Annotated in this window: 24 protein-coding genes and 1 pseudogene; 13 read left to right on the plus strand and 12 right to left on the minus strand. The window is 63.0% G+C overall.

The annotated features are described in order from the left end of the window. Positions 1-33: 33 nt before the first annotated feature. From Q2941_RS43400 to Q2941_RS43410, 3 genes are read left to right on the plus strand one after another with little or no spacing between them, the layout of a single operon-like run. A complete protein-coding gene (locus Q2941_RS43400) occupies positions 34-1,644 on the plus strand; it encodes an MDR family MFS transporter (RefSeq protein WP_458196370.1) in 1,611 nt (536 codons plus the stop codon). A 58-nt stretch (positions 1,645-1,702) separates the two neighbouring features. Continuing rightward, positions 1,703-2,485: a 3-hydroxybutyrate dehydrogenase gene (locus tag Q2941_RS43405; protein ID WP_458196360.1), complete on the plus strand. Its 783-nt coding sequence runs from the start codon at positions 1,703-1,705 to the stop codon at positions 2,483-2,485. A 55-nt stretch (positions 2,486-2,540) separates the two neighbouring features. Beyond that, positions 2,541-3,251, plus strand: a complete 711-nt coding sequence (locus Q2941_RS43410; RefSeq protein ID WP_027526169.1) for an SDR family NAD(P)-dependent oxidoreductase — start codon at positions 2,541-2,543, stop codon at positions 3,249-3,251. 174 nt (positions 3,252-3,425) lie between these two features. Here Q2941_RS43410 and Q2941_RS43415 read toward each other — a convergent pair whose 3' ends face one another. From Q2941_RS43415 to nac, 3 genes are all read right to left on the minus strand, one after another. After that, the gene (locus Q2941_RS43415) at positions 3,426-4,406 is read right to left on the minus strand and encodes a peptidyl-alpha-hydroxyglycine alpha-amidating lyase family protein (protein ID WP_458196361.1); all 981 of its coding nucleotides are present in this window, start codon (positions 4,404-4,406) and stop codon (positions 3,426-3,428) included. Between the two features lie 57 nt (positions 4,407-4,463). Further along, a complete protein-coding gene (locus Q2941_RS43420) occupies positions 4,464-5,135 on the minus strand; it encodes a 4-carboxy-4-hydroxy-2-oxoadipate aldolase/oxaloacetate decarboxylase (protein ID WP_027526168.1) in 672 nt (223 codons plus the stop codon). Between the two features lie 98 nt (positions 5,136-5,233). Further along, a complete protein-coding gene (gene nac, locus Q2941_RS43425; protein ID WP_051390010.1) occupies positions 5,234-6,220 on the minus strand; it encodes a nitrogen assimilation transcriptional regulator NAC in 987 nt (328 codons plus the stop codon). 133 nt (positions 6,221-6,353) lie between these two features. On the opposite strand from nac, the gene Q2941_RS43430 reads away from it, so the two are divergent. The 6 genes from Q2941_RS43430 to Q2941_RS43455 are packed head-to-tail and all read left to right on the plus strand — an operon-like array spanning position 6,354 to position 11,029. Beyond that, positions 6,354-7,112, plus strand: coding sequence for an SDR family oxidoreductase (locus Q2941_RS43430; RefSeq protein WP_458196362.1), 759 nt, complete (start codon positions 6,354-6,356; stop codon positions 7,110-7,112). A gap of 45 nt (positions 7,113-7,157) precedes the next feature. Next, entirely contained in the window at positions 7,158-7,619 is a 462-nt protein-coding gene (gene accB, locus Q2941_RS43435; RefSeq protein ID WP_254113020.1) for an acetyl-CoA carboxylase biotin carboxyl carrier protein, read from the plus strand. Continuing rightward, positions 7,619-8,974, plus strand: a complete 1,356-nt coding sequence (gene accC / locus Q2941_RS43440) for an acetyl-CoA carboxylase biotin carboxylase subunit (protein ID WP_458196363.1) — start codon at positions 7,619-7,621, stop codon at positions 8,972-8,974. The genes accB and accC overlap by 1 nt, the downstream gene beginning before the upstream one ends. Beyond that, a complete protein-coding gene (pxpB, locus tag Q2941_RS43445; RefSeq protein ID WP_027526164.1) occupies positions 8,971-9,633 on the plus strand; it encodes a 5-oxoprolinase subunit PxpB in 663 nt (220 codons plus the stop codon). The genes accC and pxpB (Q2941_RS43445) overlap by 4 nt, the downstream gene beginning before the upstream one ends. Continuing rightward, positions 9,630-10,613, plus strand: coding sequence for a 5-oxoprolinase subunit C family protein (locus Q2941_RS43450; protein ID WP_458196364.1), 984 nt, complete (start codon positions 9,630-9,632; stop codon positions 10,611-10,613). The genes pxpB (Q2941_RS43445) and Q2941_RS43450 overlap by 4 nt, the downstream gene beginning before the upstream one ends. 2 nt (positions 10,614-10,615) lie before the next feature. Beyond that, on the plus strand, positions 10,616-11,029 hold the full coding sequence (locus Q2941_RS43455) for an acetyl-CoA carboxylase biotin carboxyl carrier protein (RefSeq protein WP_051390009.1): 414 nt from the start codon (positions 10,616-10,618) through the stop codon (positions 11,027-11,029). Between the two features lie 39 nt (positions 11,030-11,068). Here the strand turns inward: Q2941_RS43455 and Q2941_RS43460 are convergent, their stop codons facing one another. The 9 genes from Q2941_RS43460 to Q2941_RS43500 form a co-directional block, all read right to left on the minus strand. Further along, positions 11,069-11,836, minus strand: coding sequence for a LamB/YcsF family protein (locus tag Q2941_RS43460; RefSeq protein WP_458196365.1), 768 nt, complete (start codon positions 11,834-11,836; stop codon positions 11,069-11,071). 36 nt (positions 11,837-11,872) lie between these two features. Beyond that, positions 11,873-12,850: a 5-oxoprolinase subunit C family protein gene (locus tag Q2941_RS43465; RefSeq protein ID WP_254113023.1), complete on the minus strand. Its 978-nt coding sequence runs from the start codon at positions 12,848-12,850 to the stop codon at positions 11,873-11,875. Continuing rightward, positions 12,847-13,542, minus strand: coding sequence for a 5-oxoprolinase subunit PxpB (pxpB, locus tag Q2941_RS43470; RefSeq protein ID WP_027526160.1), 696 nt, complete (start codon positions 13,540-13,542; stop codon positions 12,847-12,849). The genes Q2941_RS43465 and pxpB (Q2941_RS43470) overlap by 4 nt, the downstream gene beginning before the upstream one ends. 196 nt (positions 13,543-13,738) lie before the next feature. After that, positions 13,739-14,833, minus strand: a complete 1,095-nt coding sequence (locus tag Q2941_RS43475) for an ABC transporter ATP-binding protein (protein WP_458196366.1) — start codon at positions 14,831-14,833, stop codon at positions 13,739-13,741. 11 nt (positions 14,834-14,844) lie between these two features. Continuing rightward, positions 14,845-15,909 carry an extracellular solute-binding protein gene (locus Q2941_RS43480; RefSeq protein WP_458196367.1) on the minus strand — a complete coding sequence of 355 codons (1,065 nt, stop codon included), beginning with the start codon at positions 15,907-15,909 and terminating at the stop codon, positions 14,845-14,847. Between the two features lie 28 nt (positions 15,910-15,937). Continuing rightward, entirely contained in the window at positions 15,938-16,741 is an 804-nt protein-coding gene (locus Q2941_RS43485; protein WP_027526157.1) for an ABC transporter permease, read from the minus strand. Further along, positions 16,741-17,667, minus strand: a complete 927-nt coding sequence (locus tag Q2941_RS43490; RefSeq protein ID WP_051390008.1) for an ABC transporter permease — start codon at positions 17,665-17,667, stop codon at positions 16,741-16,743. Before Q2941_RS43490 ends, Q2941_RS43485 begins: the two co-directional genes overlap by 1 nt. 225 nt (positions 17,668-17,892) lie before the next feature. Then, positions 17,893-19,095 carry a pyridoxal phosphate-dependent aminotransferase gene (locus Q2941_RS43495; protein ID WP_458196368.1) on the minus strand — a complete coding sequence of 401 codons (1,203 nt, stop codon included), beginning with the start codon at positions 19,093-19,095 and terminating at the stop codon, positions 17,893-17,895. Beyond that, complete coding sequence (locus Q2941_RS43500) at positions 19,088-19,891, minus strand: SDR family oxidoreductase (RefSeq protein WP_254113026.1); 804 nt, start codon at positions 19,889-19,891, stop codon at positions 19,088-19,090. Before Q2941_RS43500 ends, Q2941_RS43495 begins: the two co-directional genes overlap by 8 nt. A 228-nt stretch (positions 19,892-20,119) precedes the next feature. Here Q2941_RS43500 and Q2941_RS43505 point away from each other — a divergent pair, with 228 nt between their 5' ends. From Q2941_RS43505 to Q2941_RS43520, 4 genes and pseudogenes are all read left to right on the plus strand, one after another. After that, complete coding sequence (locus tag Q2941_RS43505; protein WP_027526153.1) at positions 20,120-20,812, plus strand: SDR family NAD(P)-dependent oxidoreductase; 693 nt, start codon at positions 20,120-20,122, stop codon at positions 20,810-20,812. Between the two features lie 305 nt (positions 20,813-21,117). Next, positions 21,118-22,116, plus strand: a complete 999-nt coding sequence (locus Q2941_RS43510) for a LacI family DNA-binding transcriptional regulator (RefSeq protein ID WP_027526152.1) — start codon at positions 21,118-21,120, stop codon at positions 22,114-22,116. 144 nt (positions 22,117-22,260) lie between these two features. Continuing rightward, positions 22,261-23,760 carry a sugar ABC transporter ATP-binding protein gene (locus tag Q2941_RS43515; RefSeq protein ID WP_458196369.1) on the plus strand — a complete coding sequence of 500 codons (1,500 nt, stop codon included), beginning with the start codon at positions 22,261-22,263 and terminating at the stop codon, positions 23,758-23,760. Between the two features lie 50 nt (positions 23,761-23,810). Further along, positions 23,811-24,034 (plus strand): annotated as a pseudogene (locus tag Q2941_RS43520) (ABC transporter permease); the annotation flags it as partial.

A 24,034-nucleotide genomic window follows, 5' to 3' on the forward strand; every position in this document is an offset into this window, starting at 1 on the left:
CCCCTATCCAGCCTCGCGAGCGAGGAAACCGTCATGACCACATTGCAAACCACGATCGATGCCACTCCCGCCAGCGAGGATCGGCTACCTGCGGCCCACGCCGTCTCAGCAAAAACCTGGCTCGCAGTGATCGGAGCCACGATGGGTGCGTTCATGGCGGTACTCAACATCCAGATCGTCAACGCCTCGCTTGCCGACATTCAGGGTGGGATCGGTGCGGGCATCGACGACGGCGGGTGGATCTCGACCTCCTACCTGATCGCCGAAATCGTCGTGATTCCGCTCAGCGGCTGGCTTGCCCAGGTCTTCTCGGTCCGAGTCTATCTCCTCACCAACGCCGTTCTGTTCCTCGTCTTCTCGGCAGCCTGCGCGCTCGCGCAAGACCTGCCGCAGATGATCGCGCTGCGCGCGGTGCAAGGATTTACCGGCGGCGTGCTGATCCCCATGGCATTCACGCTCATCATCACGCTCCTGCCGAAAGCGAAGCAGCCGATCGGGCTGGCGATGTTCGCGATCTCCGCGACCTTCGCACCCGCGATCGGTCCGACCATCGGCGGCTATCTCACCGAGAATTTCGGCTGGGAATACATCTTCTACGTCAACGTCGTGCCCGGCGCGATCATGATCGGTATGCTCTTCTTCTCTCTGGAAGCAAGGCCGATGAACCTCTCGCTGCTGCGAGACGGCGACTGGGCCGGGATCATCACCATGGCGATCGGGCTCGCCGCGCTTCAGACCGTCCTGGAAGAAGGCAACAAGGACGATTGGTTCGGCTCGCCCTTCATCGTTCGGCTGGCCGTGATCGCCGCGGTTGCGTTGACGCTGTTCCTCGCAATCGAGCTGACTGCCCAGAAACCATTGCTCAACCTGCGCATCCTGTTCCGCCGCAATTTCGGCTTTGGCGTGCTGGCGAATTTCCTGCTCGGCGTATCGCTGTATGGCTCCGTCTATGTCCTGCCGGTCTATCTGTCCCGCATCCAGGGCTACAACTCCGAGCAGATCGGCATGGTGCTGGCATGGACTGGCCTGCCGCAGCTCGTGCTGATCCCGCTGGTACCTCGCCTGATGAAGCGGTTCGATCCGCGCCTCGTCATCGGCATCGGCTTTGTGCTGTTTGGCGGCTCCAATTTCATGAACATCTACATGACGAACGACTATGCGGCCGATCAGCTTTTCTGGCCGAACGTCATCCGCGCGCTTGGCCAGGCCCTGGTCTTCGCGCCGCTATCGAGCGTTGCGACTGCAGGAATGGAAGCGGAGAACGCAGGATCGGCATCAGCTTTGTTCAATATGATGCGCAACCTCGGCGGCGCGATCGGAATCGCTGCCCTGCAGACGCTCCTGACCAAGCGCGAGCAGTACCACTCCAACGTCCTGATGCAATCGGTCTCGATGTTCGAGCAAGCAACCCGCACCCGGCTCGATCAGCTCACACAGTATTTCATCAGCCACGGCGTGATCGACCGGGTCGATGCCGCCCATCGCGCCTATGTCGCAATCGGCAAGGTCATCCAGAAGCAGGCGTTCATCCTCGGCTTCAGCGACGCCTTCTATCTGCTCGGCATCTCACAGATCGTCGCCCTGATCGCGGCGCTCATACTCACCAAGCCCGACCGCATCGACGCCGGCGGCGGCGCCCACTGAAACCAAGGCGGCGACCGCCGCCTGATTCTCTTGTCTCAAACATCGAAAGGAATTCCCCATGTTGAAGGGAAAAGTATCCATCGTCACCGGATCGACCAGCGGCATCGGCCTGGGCATCGCGAAGGAATTGGCAAGGCTCGGCGCCGACCTCGTGTTGAACGGCCTCGGGGATGCCGACGAGATCGAGAAGATCCGCATCGGCATCGAACGTGAGCACAGCGTGCGCGTCGTCTACGACGGCGCCGACATGTCAAAAGCGGAAGCCGTGCGCAGATTGATCGCCGCGACGATCGAGAAGTTCGGACGCCTCGACATCTTGGTGAACAATGCCGGCATCCAGTTCACCGCGCCGGTGGAGGAATTTCCTGCCGCCAAGTGGCACGCAATTCTCGACATCAATCTGTCCGCTGCGTTTCACGGAATCGCCGCGGCGGTATCCCAGATGAAAAAGCAGCATTGGGGACGGATCGTCAATATTGCTTCGACGCACGGTCTTGTCGCCTCAACACACAAAGCCGCCTACGTTGCAGCCAAGCACGGACTGGTCGGCCTGACCAAGGTGGTCGGCCTGGAGACAGCCGGCAGCGGCGTCACCTGCAACGCAGTCTGTCCGGGTTGGGTACGAACACCCCTTGTCGAAAAGCAGATCAGCAATATCGCTACGCAAAGGGGCATAAATCAGAAGGAGGCGGCCAGGGACCTTTTGGCCGAGAAACAGCCGTCCCTGGATTTCGTTTCTCCCTCACAGCTTGGCGGCACCGTGACCTTCCTCTGTTCGCCTGCGGCGGACCAGATCACGGGCACGACCATTTCCGTGGATGGCGGCTGGACCGCACAATAGCGAAGCGACCAGCGCGGCGACGCGCCGCTTCAACCGAAAAACATGGAGGTCCATCATGGGTACAGAGCAGAAAGTCGCTATCATCACCGGAGCGTCGCAGGGTATCGGCGAAGCCTTGGTCAGGGCATATCGCGATCGCAATTTTCGTGTGGTCGCGAATTCTCGCTCGATCAGACAGCCGTCTGATCCGGATATCTTGGCAGTTGCCGGGGACATCGCCGATCCGAACACGGCGGAACGCATCGTGTCGCAGGCGATCCACCGCTTCGGCCGCCTCGACACCCTCGTCAACAACGCCGGCGTCTTCGTCGCAAAGCCATTCACCGATTATACCGACGAAGACTACGCCCACTTGCTGGGGATCAATCTCGACGGGTTCTTCCATGTCACTCGGCGCGCAGCCAAGGAAATGCTGAAGCGAGGATCCGGGCATATCGTGCAGATCACGAGCAGCCTCGACGAACATGCGGTCAGCAGCGTCCCATCGGTGCTGGCCGCCCTCACAAAGGGCGGCTTGAATGCGGCAACGAAGTCGCTCGCCATCGAATATGCGAGCAAGGGTATCCGCGTCAACGCCGTGGCACCTGGCGCGGTCAAGACGCCGATGCATGCACCCGAAACGTACGACTTCCTTGCCAAGCTGCATCCGGTCGGACGGATGGGAGAGGTGCGCGATGTTGTCGATGCGGTGCTGTACCTCGAAGGTGCCGCCTTCACCACCGGCGAGATCCTGCACGTCGACGGCGGACAGAGCGCCGGACATTAGAAACGCGCGCGTGGGGACGCGTGGCAGCATCCCAATGGCACGACGGCTTTCCTGATAATCCTCGCCATGCCCCTCGGGCTTGACACGCGGAATTCAGCGCGAGCGAACTCGCAACCCCGTGTGCGCGTCAAATGCAGCGAAAGATCACAATCTTGGCTTGAGCCGAAGGGGGCGCTAGTTCGCTTCCCGCACGCGCTCTAGCTTTTGCAAACAGCGTGTCGTGCCAACGACCGCGGGCATTTCGACATCCGGAAAGTTCGCCTTCCAGTCGGTGACGCCGACCTCGCCGACATAGAGGTCGCCTTTCGAATCCAGCGCGACGCCGTGCGGCGCCAAGAACTGACCACTCGCCAGCCCCGGGCCGTCTTCGCCACCAAGCCGTGCGATGCGCTTGCCCTGCGCATCCACGATCGACAGGCGCGGGCCGAGATTTGGCACCTTGCGGTTCACGGCCATGGCTGGCCCCAACTCGCCGATCACGAAGGTCGGCCGTCGGCCGCCACAGCAGTATAACGCGCACGGCCGATGCAGGTTGTTCCACTGCGTCTCGTATCTGCCGTTACCGTCGAACACCTGGACACGATGGTTCTCACGGTCGGCGACGTAGACGAAGCCGTCGACATCGGTGACGATGTTGTGCACGATATTAAACTGCCCAGGATCGGTGCCGGGCTCGCCCCAGCTCATGATCAGCTTGCCGTCCGGGGTGAACTTGTGCACACGCCCATTACCGTAGCCGTCCGAGACGTAGATCTCGCCCTTCCGCGACAGGGCGGTGTGAGTGCAGCGGTGGAAGGGATCGCCGCTCATGAACGGCGCCGCCGTCCCGGGAATGCCGATCGTCAGCAGCACCTTGCCGTCGGTCGTGCATGTGCGCACTGTGTGGTCGCCATCGTCGGTGCAATAGAGATTGTCGTCACTGTCGATGTGCAGTCCGTGCGCGCGGGTGAACAGACCTTCGCCCCAGCTCCGCAGGAAATTGCCATCACGGTCGAGCACCACCATCGGATGGACGCCGCGATTGAAGACGTAGATGCGGTCCTTGCTGTCGACGGCGACGGAGGCGACGTCGGTGAGCTGCCAGCCATCCGGCAGCTTTGCCCAGTTCTCTACGACGCGATAGCGATGCTCGCCTGAGCCGAGAACAGCCGACATGTGGTCCCCTCAGGCCGTGCTATTCCCGTAAGCGATGATCGCCTAGCCGTCCGCTTTTCAGGCGAACGTGCAATTCTTGGACTCAAGCACCTTGCCGATGCCGGACAGTTCGAGAATGTCGCCGCCGGCCTTGAGCGCCTTCATCACGCCGGCTTCCTTCTCCTCGCGCGCGGCCGACTTGGTGCACACATCGGCGATGTTGTCCTTCGGCACGATGACGACACCATCATCGTCGGCGCTCACGATATCGCCGGGGCGAACCGCAACGCCGCCAATGACGATCGGCTGGTTGATGTAGCCGAGCGTCTCCTTCACGGTCCCCTTCATGCAGAGGCCATACGAGAACACGTTGAAGCCGGTATTCCGGATCGCCGGACCGTCGCGCACGCCGGCATCTGTCACCAGGCCGGCAAGCCCCTTGGCCACGCAGGCTGTCGCCAGCACCTCGCCGAAACCGCCCTGCTCGGGATGGTCGCCTGCACTCACGATGAGCACATCGCCCGGCTTAGCGAGCGAGATCGCGGTAATGAGCATCATGTTGTCGCCGGGGTGGCAGCTGACCGTGAATGCCGGCCCGCAAGCGCGCATACCCGGATAAATCGGCTTGATCCGGGACGTCAGCGCCCCGGTCCGCCCCTGAGCCTCATGCAGGGTCGACGGCGGGAATTGCTTGATGCGTTCCACAAGCTCAGCCGCGGGCCGATCGAATGTCCTGATAACGTGAACCATGGTCCCTCCAACGGCCGCAATCTCTGCACCTCACCTCCAATAGTCGACCCTCTCCCGCCGGAGAATTTCAGATTTTGGGATTGCCGCATCGTATTTCGTTATGGCTCGTCTTCCGAACCGCCCAGAGGTTTGGTGGAGGAGCCTGAGGTGACGGCATTCGGATCAGCCAGGCAATCGAACTGTCCCCATTCCTTCGCGATGATCTCCAGCAATATCTTGTAGACCGCGAACGCTGCGTCGGACAGGGCAACGTTATCGGAAATGCATAGCGACATTTGCTGCGACGCCGACGGCGCATCGATCCGTCGAATGCAGAGCTCATCCAGGTTCGGTAATGCCTTTGCGATGGACATCGGCAGCACGGCAGCACCCATTCCGGCTGCAATCGCCGAAGACAGGGTCGATTGCGAATGGATCTCGGCGACGATGCGCGGGCGGAGCCCCACCTCGGCGCAGACCCGCTCGACCGTCTGTCGCAGGAAGGATTCCCGATATGGAAGAAGCAGGTCGAATTGCGCGACCTCCTCCGCCGAAACCTCCTCCGAAGGCATCTGCCCTGCATACATGCTGCGAGGCGCGACAAGATAAAAGTACTCGCGCATCAGCGGCTTGTAGTCGAGACCAGTCACCGGACGATCGCCGTACAGGACAGCCATATCCATGCTGCCCTTCAGCATCATTTCGCTGAGCATGATCCCTGAACTGTCGTAAATGTGCAGCACGACGCCGGGATAGCGTTCACGTACCTGCAACAGCAGCGGGGTCGCGAGCAACGCCGCCGAGCTGAGCGGCGCCAAGCCGATCGTAACGTTGCCGGTCAGCCCCGATCGGTTCTCCAAAATAGTACGCCGCGCCTCGTCGATCTGCCGCTGGATCGATTTGGCGTAGCGGTAGAGGATCTGTCCGGCTTCGGTCGGGCGGACCCCGCGGGCGCTGCGGTCCAATAGCTTTCGCTTGAAGTCCTGCTCGAGGCTCGCGATCTGCTGGCTCAGCGCGGGCTGGGCGATGTTGAGCAGCTTCGCCGCGCGCGAGACGCTACCGAGATCGACGACTTTGACGAAGGCTTCGAGGCGACGCGTATCCAATACGGGGTTCCCGAGAAGGCGGTTGTCATGGCGGCAGCAGCAATACGCTGGGGCTATGGGACCAGAAGGAAATGTTCTTACCATCTGGAACCGGCCGGGCCTATAGGTAACGATACACGGAGGAGCCGTACGAATGGCATTTTCGGACTATCGAAGGGCGTTGGTCACCGGCGCATCCTCGGGCATCGGGGCTGCCACGGTTCGCCGCCTGAGCGCCGAGGGGCTCGAGGTCTACGCCGTGGCGCGCGATGCGGACCGGCTGGCGACCCTGTCGGCCGAGACCGGCTGCCGCTCATGCGCCGTGGACGTGAGCAACCTCGATGCGCTGGCGGCGCTGGCGCAATCGGCAGAATTCGACGTTCTCATCAACAACGCCGGCCAGTCCCGGCGCGGCAACATCCTGGACACGACACCCGATGACGTCGATGCGCTCATCGACGTCAATTTGCGGGCGGTTCTGCATCTCACGCGCCTGATCGTGCCAGGAATGGCGAAGCGCGATGTTGGCCACGTGGTCAACATCTCCTCCATCGCTGGCCATTATGCCTTCGGAGGGGGCAACACGGTCTACCACGCGACGAAGGCGGGCATTCATTCGCTCTCGCAGCAGTTGCGCGTCGACCTCTACGGCACCAGGGTTCGCGTGACCGAGGTGTCGCCAGCACGCGTGGAGACGGAAGTCTTCGGGCGGCTCCTGGGCGACCTCGCCGAGGCCAAGCGCCGTTTCTTCGACGATTATGAAGCCCTCCAGCCAGAGGACATCGCCAATTCGATCGCCTTCGCAATCGGCTCCCCTGCGCGCATGAACGTCGCGTTCATGGAGGTGCTACCAACGCAGCAGGTCGTCGGTGGCCTCAACTTCGCGCAGAGAAGCCGGCAGACGGCGACCTGAGGACGAAGGGCTAAGGATCGCGACTCGACGCAGAGGACGATCACCGTGGATCTCGCTAAAATCGAACAACTGATCAATCTGGTCTCGCGATCCCGCATCGCGGAGCTGGAGCTGACGCAAGACGGGACGCGCATTCGCATCCTGAAAAACCCCGCGCGCGGAGCGGTCCCCGCCCTGCTTCCTGCTGAGCCCGGATCGGAGGAAATTCACGTCGCCAGGCGCGAGGCGGCCCGCCCACCGGTCCCTGCGAGCACCGACGAGATCATCGTATCGGCTCCCATGCACGGCGTATTCTACCGAGCTGCGGCGCCGGATGCGCCGCCGCTGGTCGAGGTCGGTGCCAGAATCGAGGCCGGACAGAAAATTTGCATCATCGAGGCGATGAAGACCTTTATCGACGTCGCCGCCGAGACATCTGGCGTCGTCCTCGCTGTCCTTGCAGAGAACGGTGACGAGATCGAAGCAGGACAGCCGCTGTTCCGGATCGCTCCTGCGGGGCCTTCCTGATGTTCGACAAGGTCCTGATCGCCAACCGAGGTGAGATCGCGTTTCGCATCCAGCGCGCCTGCCGGGCGATGGGCCTAAAGACGGTCGTCGTTCACTCGGAAGCGGATCGCGACGCGCGCTATGTTGCCCTCGCGGATCAGGCGCTCTGCATCGGGCCGGCCTCGGCGAGCAAGACCTACCTCAATCCAGCCGCGATATTGCTTGCGGCGGAGGTCAGCGGCGCCCAGGCCATTCATCCCGGCTACGGATTTCTGTCGGAAAGTGCCGAATTCGCCGAACGCGTCGCGCAGGCCGGCCTCGCCTTCATCGGCCCCCCGGCGGACTGCATCCGGACCATGGGCGACAAGGTCGCCGCCAAGCGGGCGATGCGGCTGGCGGGCGTCCCTTGCGTGCCTGGACCGGACAGCGCCTTGCCCGATGATCCGGCGGAGGTGCGCGCCATCGCGCGCAAGATTGGATATCCCGTCATCATCAAGGCGGCCGGCGGCGGCGGCGGGCGCGGCATGCGGATCGTGCGCGATGAGCGCGACCTGGATGACGCACTCGCGCTGACACGTGCGGAGGCAAGCCAGGCCTTCAAGAACCCGGCCGTCTACATCGAAAAGTTCCTCGAGAAGCCCCGCCATATCGAGATTCAGGTCCTTTGCGATGAGCACGACAACCATCTCTGGCTCGGCGATCGCGACTGCTCGCTCCAGCGCAGGAACCAGAAGGTCGTCGAGGAGGCGCCCGCTCCTGGCATCGACCGCGCGCTCGTCGAGCAGGTCGGCCTGAGCTGCGTCGAAGCCTGCCGGCGCATCGGCTACCGGGGCGCGGGCACGTTCGAATTCCTCTACGAGGACGGCCAGTTCTTCTTCATCGAGATGAACACTCGCGTCCAGGTCGAGCACCCCGTCACCGAGATGACCACCGGGATCGACATCGTCAAGGAGCAGATCCGCATCGCGCGGGGTGAGCCGTTGCTGATCGCGCAGGCCGACATCAGGCGCGTCGGCCATGCGATCGAGTTTCGTATCAATGCCGAGGATCCCGCCACGTTCGCCCCCTCGCCGGGCACGGTCACGCGCTGGGATGTTCCCGGCGGCATAGGCATCCGCGTCGATACTCACATGGCCTCCGGCGCTCCTGTTCCTCGTCACTACGACTCGCTGATCGGCAAGCTCATCGCCCATGGCAGCACACGCGATGAAGCCCTGGCGCGCGCGCGCGTCGCACTGTCCGAGTTGCGCGCCGATGGCATCCGAACCAATGTGCCGCTGCATCAGGCCATTCTCGCTGATCCCGCGTTCCGTCGCGGTGGCTGCAACATCCACCATCTCGAACATTGGATGGCTGCGCGGGTGGCTGCGCAATGACGGCGAGCGACCGGCCCCGGATCAGCCTGCTCGGGACGACCGCAATCTTGTTCGAGGCGCCCGGCCCGTTCGACCTGCCGCACCAGCGACGCATCTGGACCCTCGCAACGACGGCCTCGAAATGGCCGGGAATCCGCGAGGCAATTCCCCTCATCACGAACCTGATGTTGACCTTCGAGACGCCGCCGCGCGATCCGAGTACCTTGATGGCCGCGCTCAACGATGCCTGGAATGAAGCGCAGGAGCTCACGATCGGCGGCCGCGAGATCAGGCTGCCTGTGACCTATGGCGGTGAAATCGGCGCTTCGCTCCAGGCTGTTGCCAATCATTGCGGCATGTCCATCGACGACGTGGTGTCTATCCACGCTGCGCCCCTTTACACCGTCTTCGCGCTGGGCAGCCACCCCGGCTATTGCTACCTCGGCGGCATGGATCCGCGGATATCGATGCCCAGGCGTCAGACTCCGCTCCAGCGCTCCGCGGGCGGCTCGGTCTCCATCGGAGGATCGCAGACGGGCGTTTCGGCCTCACCGGGCCCGAGCGGCTGGCACGCCATCGGGCACACGAGCTGGATATTCTTCGATCCGTGCTGGACGACGCCGGCTGCGCTTGCGCCGGGCGACACCATCCGGTTCGAGATTGAACGGGTGATTCGTTGATCGAGATCCTCTCCGCGCTCGGGCCGACCAGCGTCCAGGATTTGGGGCGCTTCGACCAGTATCGGTTCGGGGTTGGCACGTCGGGCGCGATGGACGACGTCGCCTTGCGCGCCGGCAACATTCTCCTGGGCAACGACGAGAACGCGGCCGGCATCGAAATCCCGGTAACCCCGTTCAAGCTTCGCTTTGGCCGCGATATGGCCTTCGCGCTGACGGGCGCCGAGGTCGAGGCCGACGTCGGAGGCCGCGCAATCCCGCCGTGGTGGCGATCGCGAGCCCGCACCGGGGAGATTCTCACCATCAAGGCGATGTCCCGTGGTGCACGAAGCTATCTCACCCTGAGCGGCGGCATCGACGTCCCCGTCGTTTTGGGATCGCGCAGTACGCAGTTTCGCGGCGAATTTGGCGGCTTTGAGGGGCGACCGTTACAAACGGGTGATGTCCTGCCTTGCGCCGCGCCCAACCCGTCCGCGGAGACCAGCGATCTCGGGGTCGGGCCGGCCGATCTCGTTCTCGCCCGACCGAACATGCCGGCCGGCGATACCACCGTCAGGGTCATCATCGCTGGCGAATACGACGCGTTCGATAGTACCGCGCAAAAATTGTTCTGGCGCAGCGGCTGGAAGATCACGCCACAGAGCAACCGCTACGGCTATCGGCTGCAAGGCCTCGCGGTAAATCCAGTCTCGCCGATCGAAAAGCGGTCTCACGGCATCGTCCCGGGTGTCATCCAGATCCCGCCGAACGGGCAGCCCATCATACAGATGCGCGACGCGCAGACCTCCGGTGGCTATCCGAAAATCGCGACCGTGATCAAGGCCGACATGTGGCGCGTTGCACAGGCGCGGCTCGGCAGCACACTGCGCTTCGAGCAGACGGCCTATGCGGACGCGCTAGCAGCAGAGGACGAAGTCTCGGTCTATCTCGATCGGCTCAGGGCCGATGTTCGCCTTTTCGCGGAGCTTCAAGGATGCCGATAGACATGACCCATATCGAACGCCTGGCGAAGTTGCTGGAGACGTCCGGCGTCACATCGATCGAGATCGACGACGAGGGACAGTCCCTGAAGCTCGTCATGGAAACGAGCGCGATCGGCATGACATCGTCGGTGCGCGCCGACGCAATCAGCTCTTCCGAAGAGACGCTCGTGATTGCCAAGGCGGATGTTGCCGGACATTTTCTCGCCACGCACCCGTGGCGGGCGAAGCCGTTCGCCGAACCCGGCCAGCAGATCGAAGCCGGCGCGATCGTCGGCCTCGTCAAGATCGGGCTGCTCTATGCACCCGTGCTTTCGCCGGCCGCCGGCATCCTCGATGCGATCACCGCGGAGGCAGGCGCGATGGTCGGCTACGGAACGCCGATCGCCAGCATTCGTCCGACCGCTGAGACCGCCTGACCTGAGCGACGGTACGCGACCTACCCGCAACTATCGCGATTACCCGACCAATACTGTCGCTGGCGCAACTTCGCCGCCGCCCTGCTCTACCACGCGCCTCACGGTGGCCGCCAGGTTCACGGAGCCGGGCGTATCGCTGTGAATGAGAATCGAGCGCGCGTCGACCTTGATCGACTTGCCTTCGATCGTCTTCACCGTCCCACTGTCCAGGAAGCGGGTAACCCGCTCCGCAACGGCTTCCGGCGAGGTAATGACCGAATTGGGGAGCTTGCGGGACACGAGGTGCGCATTCTCATCATAGGCGCGATCGGCGAGAAACAGCGTCAGCACCCGTAAGCCGACCTTGCGCGCGGCACGCACGATCTCGGCGTCAGGCTGTGAGAATACAATGAAGTCGCGATTGATGGCCGCGATCGCACGCGCAACGACGTCGGCCATGTCGGGATCCGCGTTCACCATGTTGCCCATCGCAGCATGGAAGCTGACATGGGTCACGCGATGGCCGGCATTGGTCGCAATCGCCTGGAGCGCACCGATCTGGTAAACCATGTGCTTCTCGAGCTCGGTAGCGTCCATCTGGATCACTCGGCGACCGAACCCGAGAAGATCCGGCAGCCCTGGATGGGCGCCGACCTCAACCCCTTTCGCCTTGGCCATCCGCACCATGCGATCCATGATGATGGGATCGCCGGCATGGAAGCCGCAAGCTACATTGGCCGAGGAGACGATACCCATCAGCGCCTCATCGTCGCAGATGCGATAATTGCCAAAACCTTCGCCCATGTCCGAATTGATGCCGATTTTCATGTTTGCACCATCCTTTGTTTGTTGCGGCCGTCCATCTCAAAGTGCGCGATAAAGGTCGGCGGTTGCGCGTAGCCCGGCAAGATAGCTGGTGACGGGTGCCATGGCTGCGACGGCGTCCTGATAGCCGACCTCCTCGAAGGCGATGAATGAACCCGGCGGCGCCTGACCGAGCCGCCAGAGATCGGCCTGGATCACGGCGGCAATCTTCGGGTAGCCCCCGGCAGTGTTGGCGTCGCTCATCTGGATGATCGGCTCACCGGCCGGCGGCACTTGCACCACGCCTGCCACCACGCCGTGCGAGCGCATCTCAACCGGTGCGGCCAATGTCAGCTTGCCTCCGGTCAGACGATATCCTCCCCGGTCGCTCCGGGCGCTGATCTTCCACTTCGTCGACCAGAACGTCGCGCGCATCGCCTCCGAAAACAGTATGTGCTCTCCGGCGCGCATGACACGCACACGCAACACGCGGTCCTCCGCGGGCTCGGAACCGGCAATTGCCATATCAGGCGGCTCGGCGCCGAAGTCGACGTGCTTGGACGCATCATTCCGTGCGCTCCCGGTCGGCACGATATCGCCTGCCTGCAAGGGGCGCCCCTCCAGTCCACCGAAGCCGGCGCGCAGATGCGTACTGCGCGAGCCCAGCACGCGCGGCACGTCGATGCCTCCTTCGAACGCCACATAGACGCGCGCACCGCGCCTTGGCGAGGCGATCGTGAGAATGTCTCCTGCGCTGGCCCGCATGCACCACCAGGGTGGGACGGTCCGGCCGGCGAGCGTCGCGTCGTGATCGGCCCCCGTGAGCGCAAACGCCATGTCTGCCAGAAAGCGCAGGCGGAACGGAAAGGTCTGCACCTCGATGCTCGCGGCATCACCGTCGTTGCCGAGCAGCGCATTTCCGGCTTCGAGCGCGACGGGATCCATCGCGCCGGACGGGCTGACGCCGAAACGGCGCGCGCCGCGACGGCCGAGGTCCTGAATGGTGTTGAAGGCGTGGCTGGCGAGGATCTCGATCATAGCTCAATCCGATCAATTCTGAACCGGACACGGTCGCCTGGCATCATGAGCGACGGCTGCTCCAGCCGGGGATCGAACATCGCTACGGGAGCCCAGCCAATCGCGTTCCAGCCGTTCGGGCTGTCCAGGGCAGCGACGCCGGTCTGCATCCCGCCGATGGTCACCGAGCCCGCGCGCATGTTGAGCGACGGCACGGATTTGCGCGGCATGTAGATGCGTGGATCGAGGCCGTGGAGGTAGCCGAAGCCTGGCGAGCTTGCGATCGCGCAGACCGTGTACTCCCCCTCGCTGTGGATCCTGATCACCTCGCGCTCCAATAAGCCTGCGCGCGCGGCCACTGCCGGCAGGTCGAAGCCGAGTTCGCCGCCATAGACGACTGGAATCTCGATCAGCTTGCCGTCGGCGTTGCGCGGGGCGAGTCGATGCCACAGTTCGATGAGCGACGCTCCCAGCGCGTCGATATCATCCGGTGGCTGCTCGAATGCGAGCATGACGTTGGTGACGCCAACAACGGCTTCCTGAACGTTGGGCCAGGACGAGAGCGCGTCGGCAAGAGCCCAGATCCGTCCCTGCTGAACCAGGTCGAACTCTCCCGGCGCTTCCACCAGCATCGCCAGCGTGCCGATCAGGCTGATCTTCGGATCCTTCTCGAGCACGCCGACGAAGGGAGAGGCATGATGATTGATCGACAAGGGTTACCCCGGAAAACGGCGCACGGCAGAGCGTCGCCATCTTCAATCTAGGTATCCGGCACGATGCGATCCAAGACGTTATCGCTCTGCCGGTATAGCGGATATCGATCACTGGCGAGGCGGCTCAGTTGCGGACGCGGCCTGACGCGCGTCGACTTGCGTTGCGCGACCTGCCCGCCTCTTGCGCGTCCAAAGGTCAGTGACGCGCGATCACGTGATTGCTCGGTGCATTCCAGCTTGCAACGACTTCCTGGCCGACCGAGTAACGGAAGCCGGACTGCTGCGATTGATTCTGCTCGAATACGATGAGCTGCTCGCCGCTCGCCATCTTCAGATAATAGTGACTGACGAAGCCGCGATAGACGACCTGATCGACACGCGCAGCGACGCTGTTGGGGCGACCCACGGCACCGCTCTGGCCGGCCTCCTCGACGACGATGGCCTCCGGCCTGATCGAGACCATGACGTCGGCGGCCGACGCCGGAACCTCGTCGACCAACAGGCTCAAACCCTGCGACACACGGATGATTGCGCCGTTTCCATTCCGCTGCTCGACCTGGCCCTCGAACAGATTGGAGGCACCAATGAACTTCGCGACGAACTTCGACGTCGGCCGTTGGTAGATCTCGGTTGCGGAGCCGACCTGCTCGAGTTTGCCGTCCCGCATCACCACGATCTGGTCCGCCATTGTCAGGGCTTCGTCCTGATCGTGCGTCACCATGATCGTGGTCAAACCCAGCCGGCGCTGGAGGGCCCGCAACTCCACCTGCATGCTTTCGCGCAGCCCCTTGTCCAGCGCTCCCAGCGGCTCGTCGAGCAGCAGCATCGCCGGCTCGATCACCAGGGCCCGCCCCAGTGCGACGCGCTGCTGCTGGCCACCGGAGAGCTGGGCGGGATACCGCTTCCCGAAGTTCGATAGCTGAACGAGGTTGAGCGCCGAAGCCACTTTCTGCGCGGCCTCCGCCCTGGCGATCCCGCGCATCTCGAGGCCGAATGCAATGTTCTCCTCGACGGTGAGATGCGGAAACAGCGCGTAGTTCTGAAACAGCATGCCGACGTTGCGACGATGCACCGGGACGCCGGTCATCCTTTGATTGTTCACGAAGACGTCGCCGGAAGTCGGATGGATCAGGCCGGCGATCATGCGAAGGCAGGTGGTCTTGCCACATCCGCTTGGACCGAGCAGAGCGATCATGTGGCCCGGCTCGATCGTCAGGGACACGTTGTCGACCGCGACCATGCGGTTGTATTCCTTGCAGAGGCGTTCAAGCCTGACCTCGGACGACTTCATGGCTGCTCCGCTCAGCTCGTGAACACCTGATTATAGCGCTCCAGCCAGGGGCCGCGGCGCGGAACGATGAACTTCCAGTCCGGCGTGAAGAGCCCGAGATCGGTCGCCTTGGTATCGGGGTACGCGAGGAACTTCGCCGTCTCCGGCTTGAAGTCGATGCCGCTGACCGAAGGCGCGCTGAGCGTCTGCTCGGACAGCATCTTGGCAACCGACGGCTCCAGGATCCGGTTGATGAATGCCGCACCCAATTCCGGCTCCGGCGCATTCTTGACCAGAGTCATGCTGTTGATGCCCGTGAACGCGCCTTCCTTGGGGAACGTCATGTCGATCGGCATGCCCTTAGCCGTGTGCGGATAGATCGCCTTCGAATACTCGATGCCGCCGATCGTCGCCTGCCCCTGCGCAACCTGGAGCACCTGCGCCTCGCTGTCATAGATCGTGAGGACATTCGGCTTGAGTGCAGCCAGCTTGTCCCAGCCGTTGTCGACGAGATACTGCGCCTCCTTGAGCGGCTTGCCCGTCGCCAGCGATGTTGCGACGATGAGCATGAGCACGCTTTGGGTATTCTTGGGCGTGTTCAGGAGAATCTGCTTGCGATACTTCGCATCGAAGATCTGCTCATAGCTCTCGATCGGCTTGGTCACCTGCGGATTGATGAACAGGGCTGCACTGGAGATCGAGAACCCGACTCCGTAGCCCTCCTCGAAGATGTAGCGCGGATATACTTTCTCGAGATTGGGGATCTTGCTCGCGTCGAGCTTGTCGATGAGCCCCTCCTGCTTCGCCTGGGGTATGCCGACATCGTCCATCATCATGACGCTGTACCGCGGCGCGTCACGGGTCGCGCGAAGCGCGGCGATATTGGAGAGCGTCGCCCCCTCGATCGTGAAGACGCGGCATTTGAATTCCGCCTCGAACTTGGGAATGACCTCCTTCTGGATGAGCTTGCCCAGCGCGGAGTTGTAGACGCCGATATGGACCTGCTTGGCATCCTGCGACGATGCCCGGCTGATGATCGACGGGAATGCAATCGTGGCTGCACCGGCCTTGATGAGAGTCCTACGTGTCACGCTCATGGGTCAAATCTCCATTCAAGAACAAACATCAGGCGGCCAGCGCACGGCGAAGGCCCACCAACTTCTCCAGCAAGAGGACACCGACCATCGCCATCAGGATGATGATCGTCGACATCGCAGGAACGGAAGGATCGAAGACGTTGACCAGTTGCCGCATCAGCACCAGCGGCACGGGCGAATATTCGGAATTGGCGAGCCACATCGTGACCGGATAATTGTCGAACGACACCATGAAGGCGAACAGTCCGCCGGCCGCGACCCCGGATGCAATCTGCGGCAGCGTCACGCGCCAGAAGGTGCGCAGCCGATTGGCCCCCAACGTGCGCGCGGCGTCCTCCAGGTTCTCGTCAACGAGCTGGAGGCTGGTGACGACGGTGCGGATGACGTAGGGCGACGTCACGACGATATGCCCGATCAGCAGGTTCAGCCGCGCGTCCTGGGATCCAAGCTTCGTCAGGACCTGAAGAAGGGCCAGGCCCGTCACCAGCGAGGGGAAGATGAGCGGCGACAGCAGAAACCCTTTGATTGCCGCCAGGCCGACGAAGTTTCCGCGCACCAGCGCAAAGGCGGCCGGCACACCGAACAGCAGCGAGCCCGCGGTCGTACCGAGTGCGAGCAGGATGCTGAGCCGCATCGCTTCAAGGAAGTCGCGATCCCCCAGGACCTTGGCGTACCATTTCAGCGTGAAACCTTGCGGTGGGAACGTCACGAAATAGGAGTCGGAGACCGACACCGCCATGACGAGCAGGAGCGGCGCCAGGATGAAGATCATCATGGCGGTTGTGATCGCATAGAGGATGAAGGCGCCGAGGCCTGAGAAGCGCTCGTCCATCAGCTTGCCCTCCGCAGACGGCGGCCTTCGAGAAGCCACATGGAGAAGCCGTTGACCGCAAACACGACGCCAACCAGGATCACCGCGATCGCAGCGCCGAACGGCCAGTCATACACGACGAAGATCTGCTGCTCGATCAGGTTGCCGAGCATGATCGCGGAGGCGCCACCGAGGATCGCCGGAATGACGAAGGATCCGGCGGTGAGTGAAAACACCAGGGTGAAGCCGGCGACGAAACCGGGCATACTCAGCGGCAGTGTCACCCGGAGGAACACTTTCCACCAGGGCGCGCCAAGCATGCGCGCCGCGTCTTCCAGGTTCGGATCGATCTTGCCGAGCGCCGAGGCCAGCGGCAACACCATCATCGGGAAGAACACGTGCAGCGATCCGATGACGACGGCTATCTCCGTGTAGAGGACCGACACCGGCCCGTCGGTGATGTGCAGCGTCATGAGGATCCAGTTCAGCATCCCCTTCGGACCGTTTGCAAGAATGAGCTGCCATCCATAGCCGCGCACGACAACGCTGACGACCAATGGCGCGATGACGATGAGCGTGATGATCCGCGTCACGAGGGGGCGGCTTTTGACCATGACCAACGCGACCGGATAGGCAAGCACTGTTGCAAGCGCCGAGGTGATCACGCTGATCCGCAGCGTGTTCCAGAACACCCGGGAATAGAGATCGACGTTAATCAGCCGCGCGTAGTGCGCGAGCGTAAACGGCCGCCCGATGATCCCCTGGCTGTTCTGGGTCTGGATGCTCGACAGCAGCAGCGTGATCGCGGGATAGAAGAAGAAGTAAGTCAGGAAAAGCAGCAACGGGAGCGCCAGGAGCCCGGCGGGCAAATACAGGCGCCACCGCGATCCCTGCCGGATCTCTGGCTGGGCATCTAATATAGCCACCGCATCGTCGCTGGTGGTCATCGCTGGCCGTCCTCGACTGTGCGATACCAAGGCCTACCCCTCTTTAGATGAAGCTTATGTGTCGACATCCTACGGCACCAAGATTGTCTCGGTTTAGGGCCATTGCAAACGGTTATGACAATCGGTTTGGCATTCTCCGCCCAAACTTCGATCGATGCGCCTGCGGCGGCGACAATGCCGGCGAGCGACAAGGGACCGATCGCTCACCAGTATCCGCTCTCACCGTCAGCGTAAGGCTTCGCAGAAATTCGCGATGCGGCGGCACCCTTCCTTCAAGATCTCGGTGTCGGTCGCGTAGGAAATCCGGAAGTATGGGCTCATTCCATAGGCCCCGCCATGAACGGCCGCGACATGTTGCTCCTCGAGCAGCGCCGAAATGAAGTCGGCGTCGGTGTCCAGTCGCCGCCCTCCTTGCGACGTCTTGCCTATGCAACCAGCGATGTTGGGGAAGACGTAGAACGTGCCCTGCGGCTTGTGGCACGTGATTCCGGGGATCCGATTGAGGAGGGAGACCACCAGATCGCGCCGGTTGCGGTAAATATCGGCGCGCTCTCTCAGAAAATCCTGCGGACCGTCGAGAACGGCGACGGCAGCAGCCTGGCTCAGGGTGCAGATGCCACCGGTCGCCTGACCGTGGACATTGGTCATGGCGGCGATCAGGTCCTTGGGCCCACCGCAATAGCCGACGCGCCAGCCCGTCATGGCGTAGGCCTTGGACGCGCCGTTCACGGTCACGACGCGATTCTTCAACTTGGGCTCAACCTCCGCGATGGTGCAGAACTCGAAACCGTCATAGGTGAGGTGCTCGTAGATGTCGTCGGTAAGGATCCAGACGTCGGGATGCTTCAACATGACATCGGCAATCGCCCGCATCTCGGCGCGGGTGCAGGCCGCGCCGGTCGGATTGTTCGGGAAATTGAGGATCAGCCACTTGGTTTTGGGGGTGATCGCGGCCTCGAGGTCGGCGGCCCGAAGCTTGAACTGGTTGTTCTCCGGACAGGGCACGGCGACGGGTGTTGCCTCGGCGAGGAGCACGATATCCGCATAGGTGATCCAGCCCGGCGCCGGGATGACGACCTCGTCGCCCGGATCGCAGGTGGCAAACAGGGCGTTGAAGATGATCTGCTTGCCACCATTGGCGACCAGTATCTCGTCGAGCGCATAGTCGAGATTGTTCTCGCGTTTGAACTTGCGCTGGACGGCCTTTCGCAGGGCCACGGTTCCAGGCATCGCCGGATATTTGGTATCCCCCACCAGGGCAGCCCGATGCGCGGCCTCGATCGCGTGCGGCGGCGTCGGAAAGTCGGGCTCCCCGGACGACAGGCTGACGATCTGGACGCCCGCATCACGCAGCTCGCGCGCCTTATCCGTCATTGCCGCCGAAGCGGACACCTTCACGGTCTTGAGGCGCGTTGCAAGTTCAGGCATTTGATACTCCGTTTCTCTTCTCTCTTAGCCGCGCGGCTTCGGATCGGCTCGCAAATCCGAGCTCGCCGACGACCTGGAGTGTCGGAACGACCTCCAGCATCGCGACATTCATGCGAGCCGGCGATCCCACGGCGAAAGCAATGGCGTCGGCAATATCTTCAGGCTGAAGCGTCTCGAATGCCCCAATGAAGCGGCTGTCGTCGTCCTCTGCGACGCCCGGATGCTGGAAAATGCTGGTCGCAACCCGACCCGGCGATACTTCGGTGACGCGAACGCGCGTGCCGTAGAGATCGATGCGCAATTGCTGCGACAGCGAATGGATGCCCGCCTTGGTCGCGTGATAGGCGACGGATGAGTTGAACGTCGTTGCATTCTCGCCGAAAGCGTAGTGGCCGGCGATGGACGAGATGTTGACGACGTGGCCGCAGTCACGCTTGGCCATGCCGGGCACGATCAAACGTGTGAGATGCAGGACGGCCCGCAAATTTACGTCGACGAGCGTGTCGACGTCATCAGGTGCGGTGTCCAGGATGTTGCCCCGCCGCGATTGACCGGCGTTGTTGACCAGAATATCGAACGCAGCCGATTGCGCCAGCGCGGTCAAGCTGTCGAGATTGCCCACATCCACGGCGCACACGTGGCAATCCGTCTCGGACGATAACGCCGCCAACCGGACCGCATCACGCCCGACCGCGTAGACGTCGAGCCCCTCGCCCCTCAAGCGACGCACGGTCGCAGCCCCGATGCCTGAGGATGCGCCCGTCACCAACGCCGTTCGATAGTCCGAAAATCCCATCCACACGGCTCTCTTGCGATCGGGAACACTACGTACATGGGAACGCGCACGCATAGAACGGATTCGGTCTGCCCACATAAGGACAGCCGATAACTGAGGCCGGTTCGGCGGCCGACGCCATAAGGGCCACCAATACCGGCAGAGCGAATTTCTCTTACTGGCTGTAAGCGGCGTCCCGTTAGATTCGCGCGGTCTTTTGCTAACCCTTCCCCCTGGAGACAGCCGCACATGCTCGAGGTCAACAATCGGATCGTCATGGTCTCCGGCGCCTCGCGCGGCATCGGAGGCGCCGTCGTCGACCGGCTTGTGGCGTCGGGCTTTCGCGTCTCGGCCGGACTTCGTGATCCCAGCCGTCTCGCGGAGAGCGATAGGGTCATGACACACCGCTACGACGCGGAGAACGCGGAGAGCCCGGTATCATGGGTCAAGGCAACGATCGCGCGATGGGGCGGTGTGGACGCCATCGTCAATGCTGCGGGCATCAATCCCAGGGTTCGCGTGTCCGACGATGGCGAGGATGAGCTGGACGAGATGTGGCGGGTCAACGTCAAAGGTCCGTTGCGCCTCGTCAGGGCCGCCCTTCCCCATCTTGCCGCCTGTGGTCATGGGCGGGTGATCAATCTGGGGTCACTCGCCGGCAAGCGCGTCGGAAGCAATGTCGGCTATGCCATGACCAAATTTGCCGTCGTCGCTCTCACCCACGGTATCCGCCGCGAGGGACGCGCGGCAGGAATCCGGGCCACCGTCATCTGCCCGGGCTATGTCGCCACCGACATGACGCTGAAGGACGACGAGATCCCCCGCCATGAGATGAGCCAGCCGGGCGATATCGCTCGCCTCGTCGAAACCGCCCTCATGCTGCCGAACAACGCCTCCGTTTCCGAACTGCTCGTTCACTGCCAGTTCGAACCGATGCTGTAGCGCATACGGATTGCCGCGTGGCTCGCGTGGCGACACGAACCCCCGCCGTGAGGCGAAGGTAGTTCCGGATGCGTTCGATCTTGCGTGCCGGTTTCCCGCCAATTTGCCTGGAACCCTTTCTACTATCGACCCCATTGCGGTGATTGATATCGATACCATAAACTCGTTCGGCATCGCGGCTGCAGCACCGAAATCCTTCGGCAGAGACGGCTTGCCGGCTTCGATCCCGACTACGTTCACCAAGCAAAGACTGCATTGAGATGAAGCGGACTCAGATCAGGAAGAGCCCAAAGCGGCCGGCGACCATGGCGGAGGTGGCGGCACGGGCCGGGGTTTCCGCAATGACCGTCTCACGTGCGCTGAAGAGCGACGGTGCCGTCTCCGAGGAAACGCGGCGCCGGATCCTCGCGACCGTCGAAGAACTCGGATATGTGCTCGACCTTTCCGCTGGAGCACTTTCCTCGAAACGGACGGGCTTCGTAGCTGTGCTCATCCCCTCGATCAACAACTCCAACTTCTCCGATACCGCTCGCGGCATCACCGAGGCAATCGAAAGCCAAGGGCTCCAGATGCTTCTCGGCTACACCGACTACGACATGGATAAGGAAGAGCAACTCGTGCAGGCCATGCTGACGCGCCGGCCCGACGGGATCATCGTCACCGACGGCCGGCACACGCCAAAGGCGCGCCGGATGCTGCAATCCGCCGGCATTCCGGTGGTCGAGACCTGGGACCTGCCCGCCGATCCGATCGACCATGTCGTCGGCTTCTCCAACGCCGAGGCTTCACGCGCGCTCGTGCACCGGCTTTACCATCAGGGCTACCGCAACATCGCCTTCATCGGCGGCGCGAGCAGGCGCGACACCCGCGGCGCCGACCGCCGGCTCGGTTACAAGCGGGCAGTCGAAGAGCTCGGCCTGCCACCCGGGCGCACCATCTCGTTCGGCAATCCGCCAATCTCGATGGAACAGGGCGGCGAAGCCATCGTCCACCTGATCGAGCAGTGGCCTGATGTGGACGCGGCCGTTTGCGTATCCGACCTCTCTGCCTTTGGCGCGATCATGGAGTGCCACCGCCGCGGCTGGGCGGTACCCGGCCGGATCGCGGTTGCCGGCTTCGGCGACTTCGAAGTTTCGCGCTGCTGCTGGCCGAGGATCACAACTGTCGCCGTCGATTGCCGCAATATCGGGCTAGAGGCAGGCCGCGTCCTGCTCGGCGCCCTCGACGACGTTCGGGAGAAACGAACACCGGGGCCAGAGACATTGATTGTCCCCTTCCAGGTCATTGAACGCGAAAGCACCTGAGCCGCACGGCTTGACAGCTCCCACTAACCGGCTACGATGTTATCGATAACAATAAGCTCGCCATCGTAAAGAGCTCGGCCGCCGGTTGCGGGATCCTCGCAATCGTTCGCGCCCCGGCCGGCGATCGCGGAGGGGGACCTAAGGATGGCGTCGGGTGCGCTGCGCTTTGATGGAATCGTCAAGTCTTTCGGTGGCACGCGCGCACTCAAAGGCGTCAGATTCGGCGTCGAGCGAGGCGAAATCGTCGCCTTGCTCGGCGAGAACGGCGCGGGCAAGTCGACTCTCATCAAGGTGCTCGGCGGCATCCATCGTCCAGATGCCGGAGCGGTGACGATTGCAGGCGAATCCTATCATCATGCCCCGGGTGGCCGTGCCGATCACCAGCCGGTCGCCTTCATCCATCAGGATCTCGGCCTCGTCGAATGGATGACGGTCGCAGAGAATGTCGGGCTGGCCCAGGGTTTTCCGCGGACGCGGCCGTTCGGCCTTATCGACTGGCGCGGCGCCGAGGCGCGCGCAACCAAGGCTCTCGCCCTGGTGGGCTGCGATATCGATCCGACCACGCGGGTATCGAGCCTGTCGCGCACCGAGAAATCGCTCGTCGCCATCGCCCGGGCGCTCGTCGTCAAATGCGATTTCCTCGTGCTCGACGAGCCGACGGCGAGCTTGCCTGCGGATGAGGTGGAGCGGTTGTTTGCAGCGCTGCGGCGCTTGCGCCAGCAAGGCGTCGGGATGATCTACGTGTCGCACCGGCTCGACGAGATCTTCCGCATCGCCGACCGCGTTGTCGTCCTGCGCGATGGCCAGCTTGTCGGTGAGAATGCGATCAGCGAGACCTCACCCGAGGATCTGGTGCGGCAGATCGTCGGCAGGCCGCTGCTCGACATGTTCGAGAAAGCCGCCTGCCACTCCGGCACGACCCGCGTCACGGTGAAAGGATTGATCACCCCGAAGTCCGGGCCGGTCGATTTCGACGTGCGCGAGGGCGAGCTCCTGGGCCTCGTCGGCCTGCGCGGCGCCGGCCAGGAAGAAGTAGGCCGCGCCCTGTTCGGCGCGGTGGCGCATCGCGGCGAGATCCGCATCGACGGCTCGGTGCCGGATCTGTCCAGCCCGGTGACGGCAATGGCTGCTGGCATCGGTCTCGTTGCCCGCGACCGTACAGAGGAATCGATCGCCGCCTCCCTGTCGATCCGGGAGAACGTCTTCCTCAACCCGGGCGCCTCCGGACGCGGCCTGTTCGATGTGCTCGCGCCGCGGCGCGAGGCGGAAGAGGCCATCAGGCTCGGCGCCATGGTGGGTTTGCGGCCCAATGATCCGCATCTCGCAATCGAAGGACTTTCAGGCGGCAACCAGCAAAAAGTCGTCGTCGGGCGATGGCTTGCGACGGGCCGCAAGCTGCTCGTGGCCGAAGATCCGACCGCCGGCGTCGATGTCGGCGCCAAGGCGGAGATCTATCGGCTCATCGCGCGCGCCATCGCAGAGGGACTCGCTGTCGTCGTCGTCTCCACCGATTTCGAGGAAGTCGCGCATATCTGCCATCGCGCGCTGGTCTTCAACCGCGGCCGGATCATCACCGAGATCGCCGGAGATGATCTGACGACCGAAGCCCTGATCACCGCCGCCTCGGCCTCCGAGGCCGCGTAAGGGACAATCGCAGGGGCCGACGAGAGGCCCGTCGGGAGGAATGCATGGGAATGAATTCGATCGAGTCGAACGCTCTGGAGCCGACGCGCGCCGATCTCGCCGGCGCTTCGCTGCCGCAGAAGCTCACGCGGCTCCTGCCGGTCTACGGCCTGCCGATCATCACCGTCGCGCTGATCGTCCTGTTCTCGATCCTGTTGCCCAACACGTTTCCAACGCTCCTCAACCTGCGCTCGATCATTTCCGACAAGTCCCTTGCAGCGATGATCCCCATGGC

The organism is Bradyrhizobium sp. UFLA05-153 (assembly GCF_054185185.1).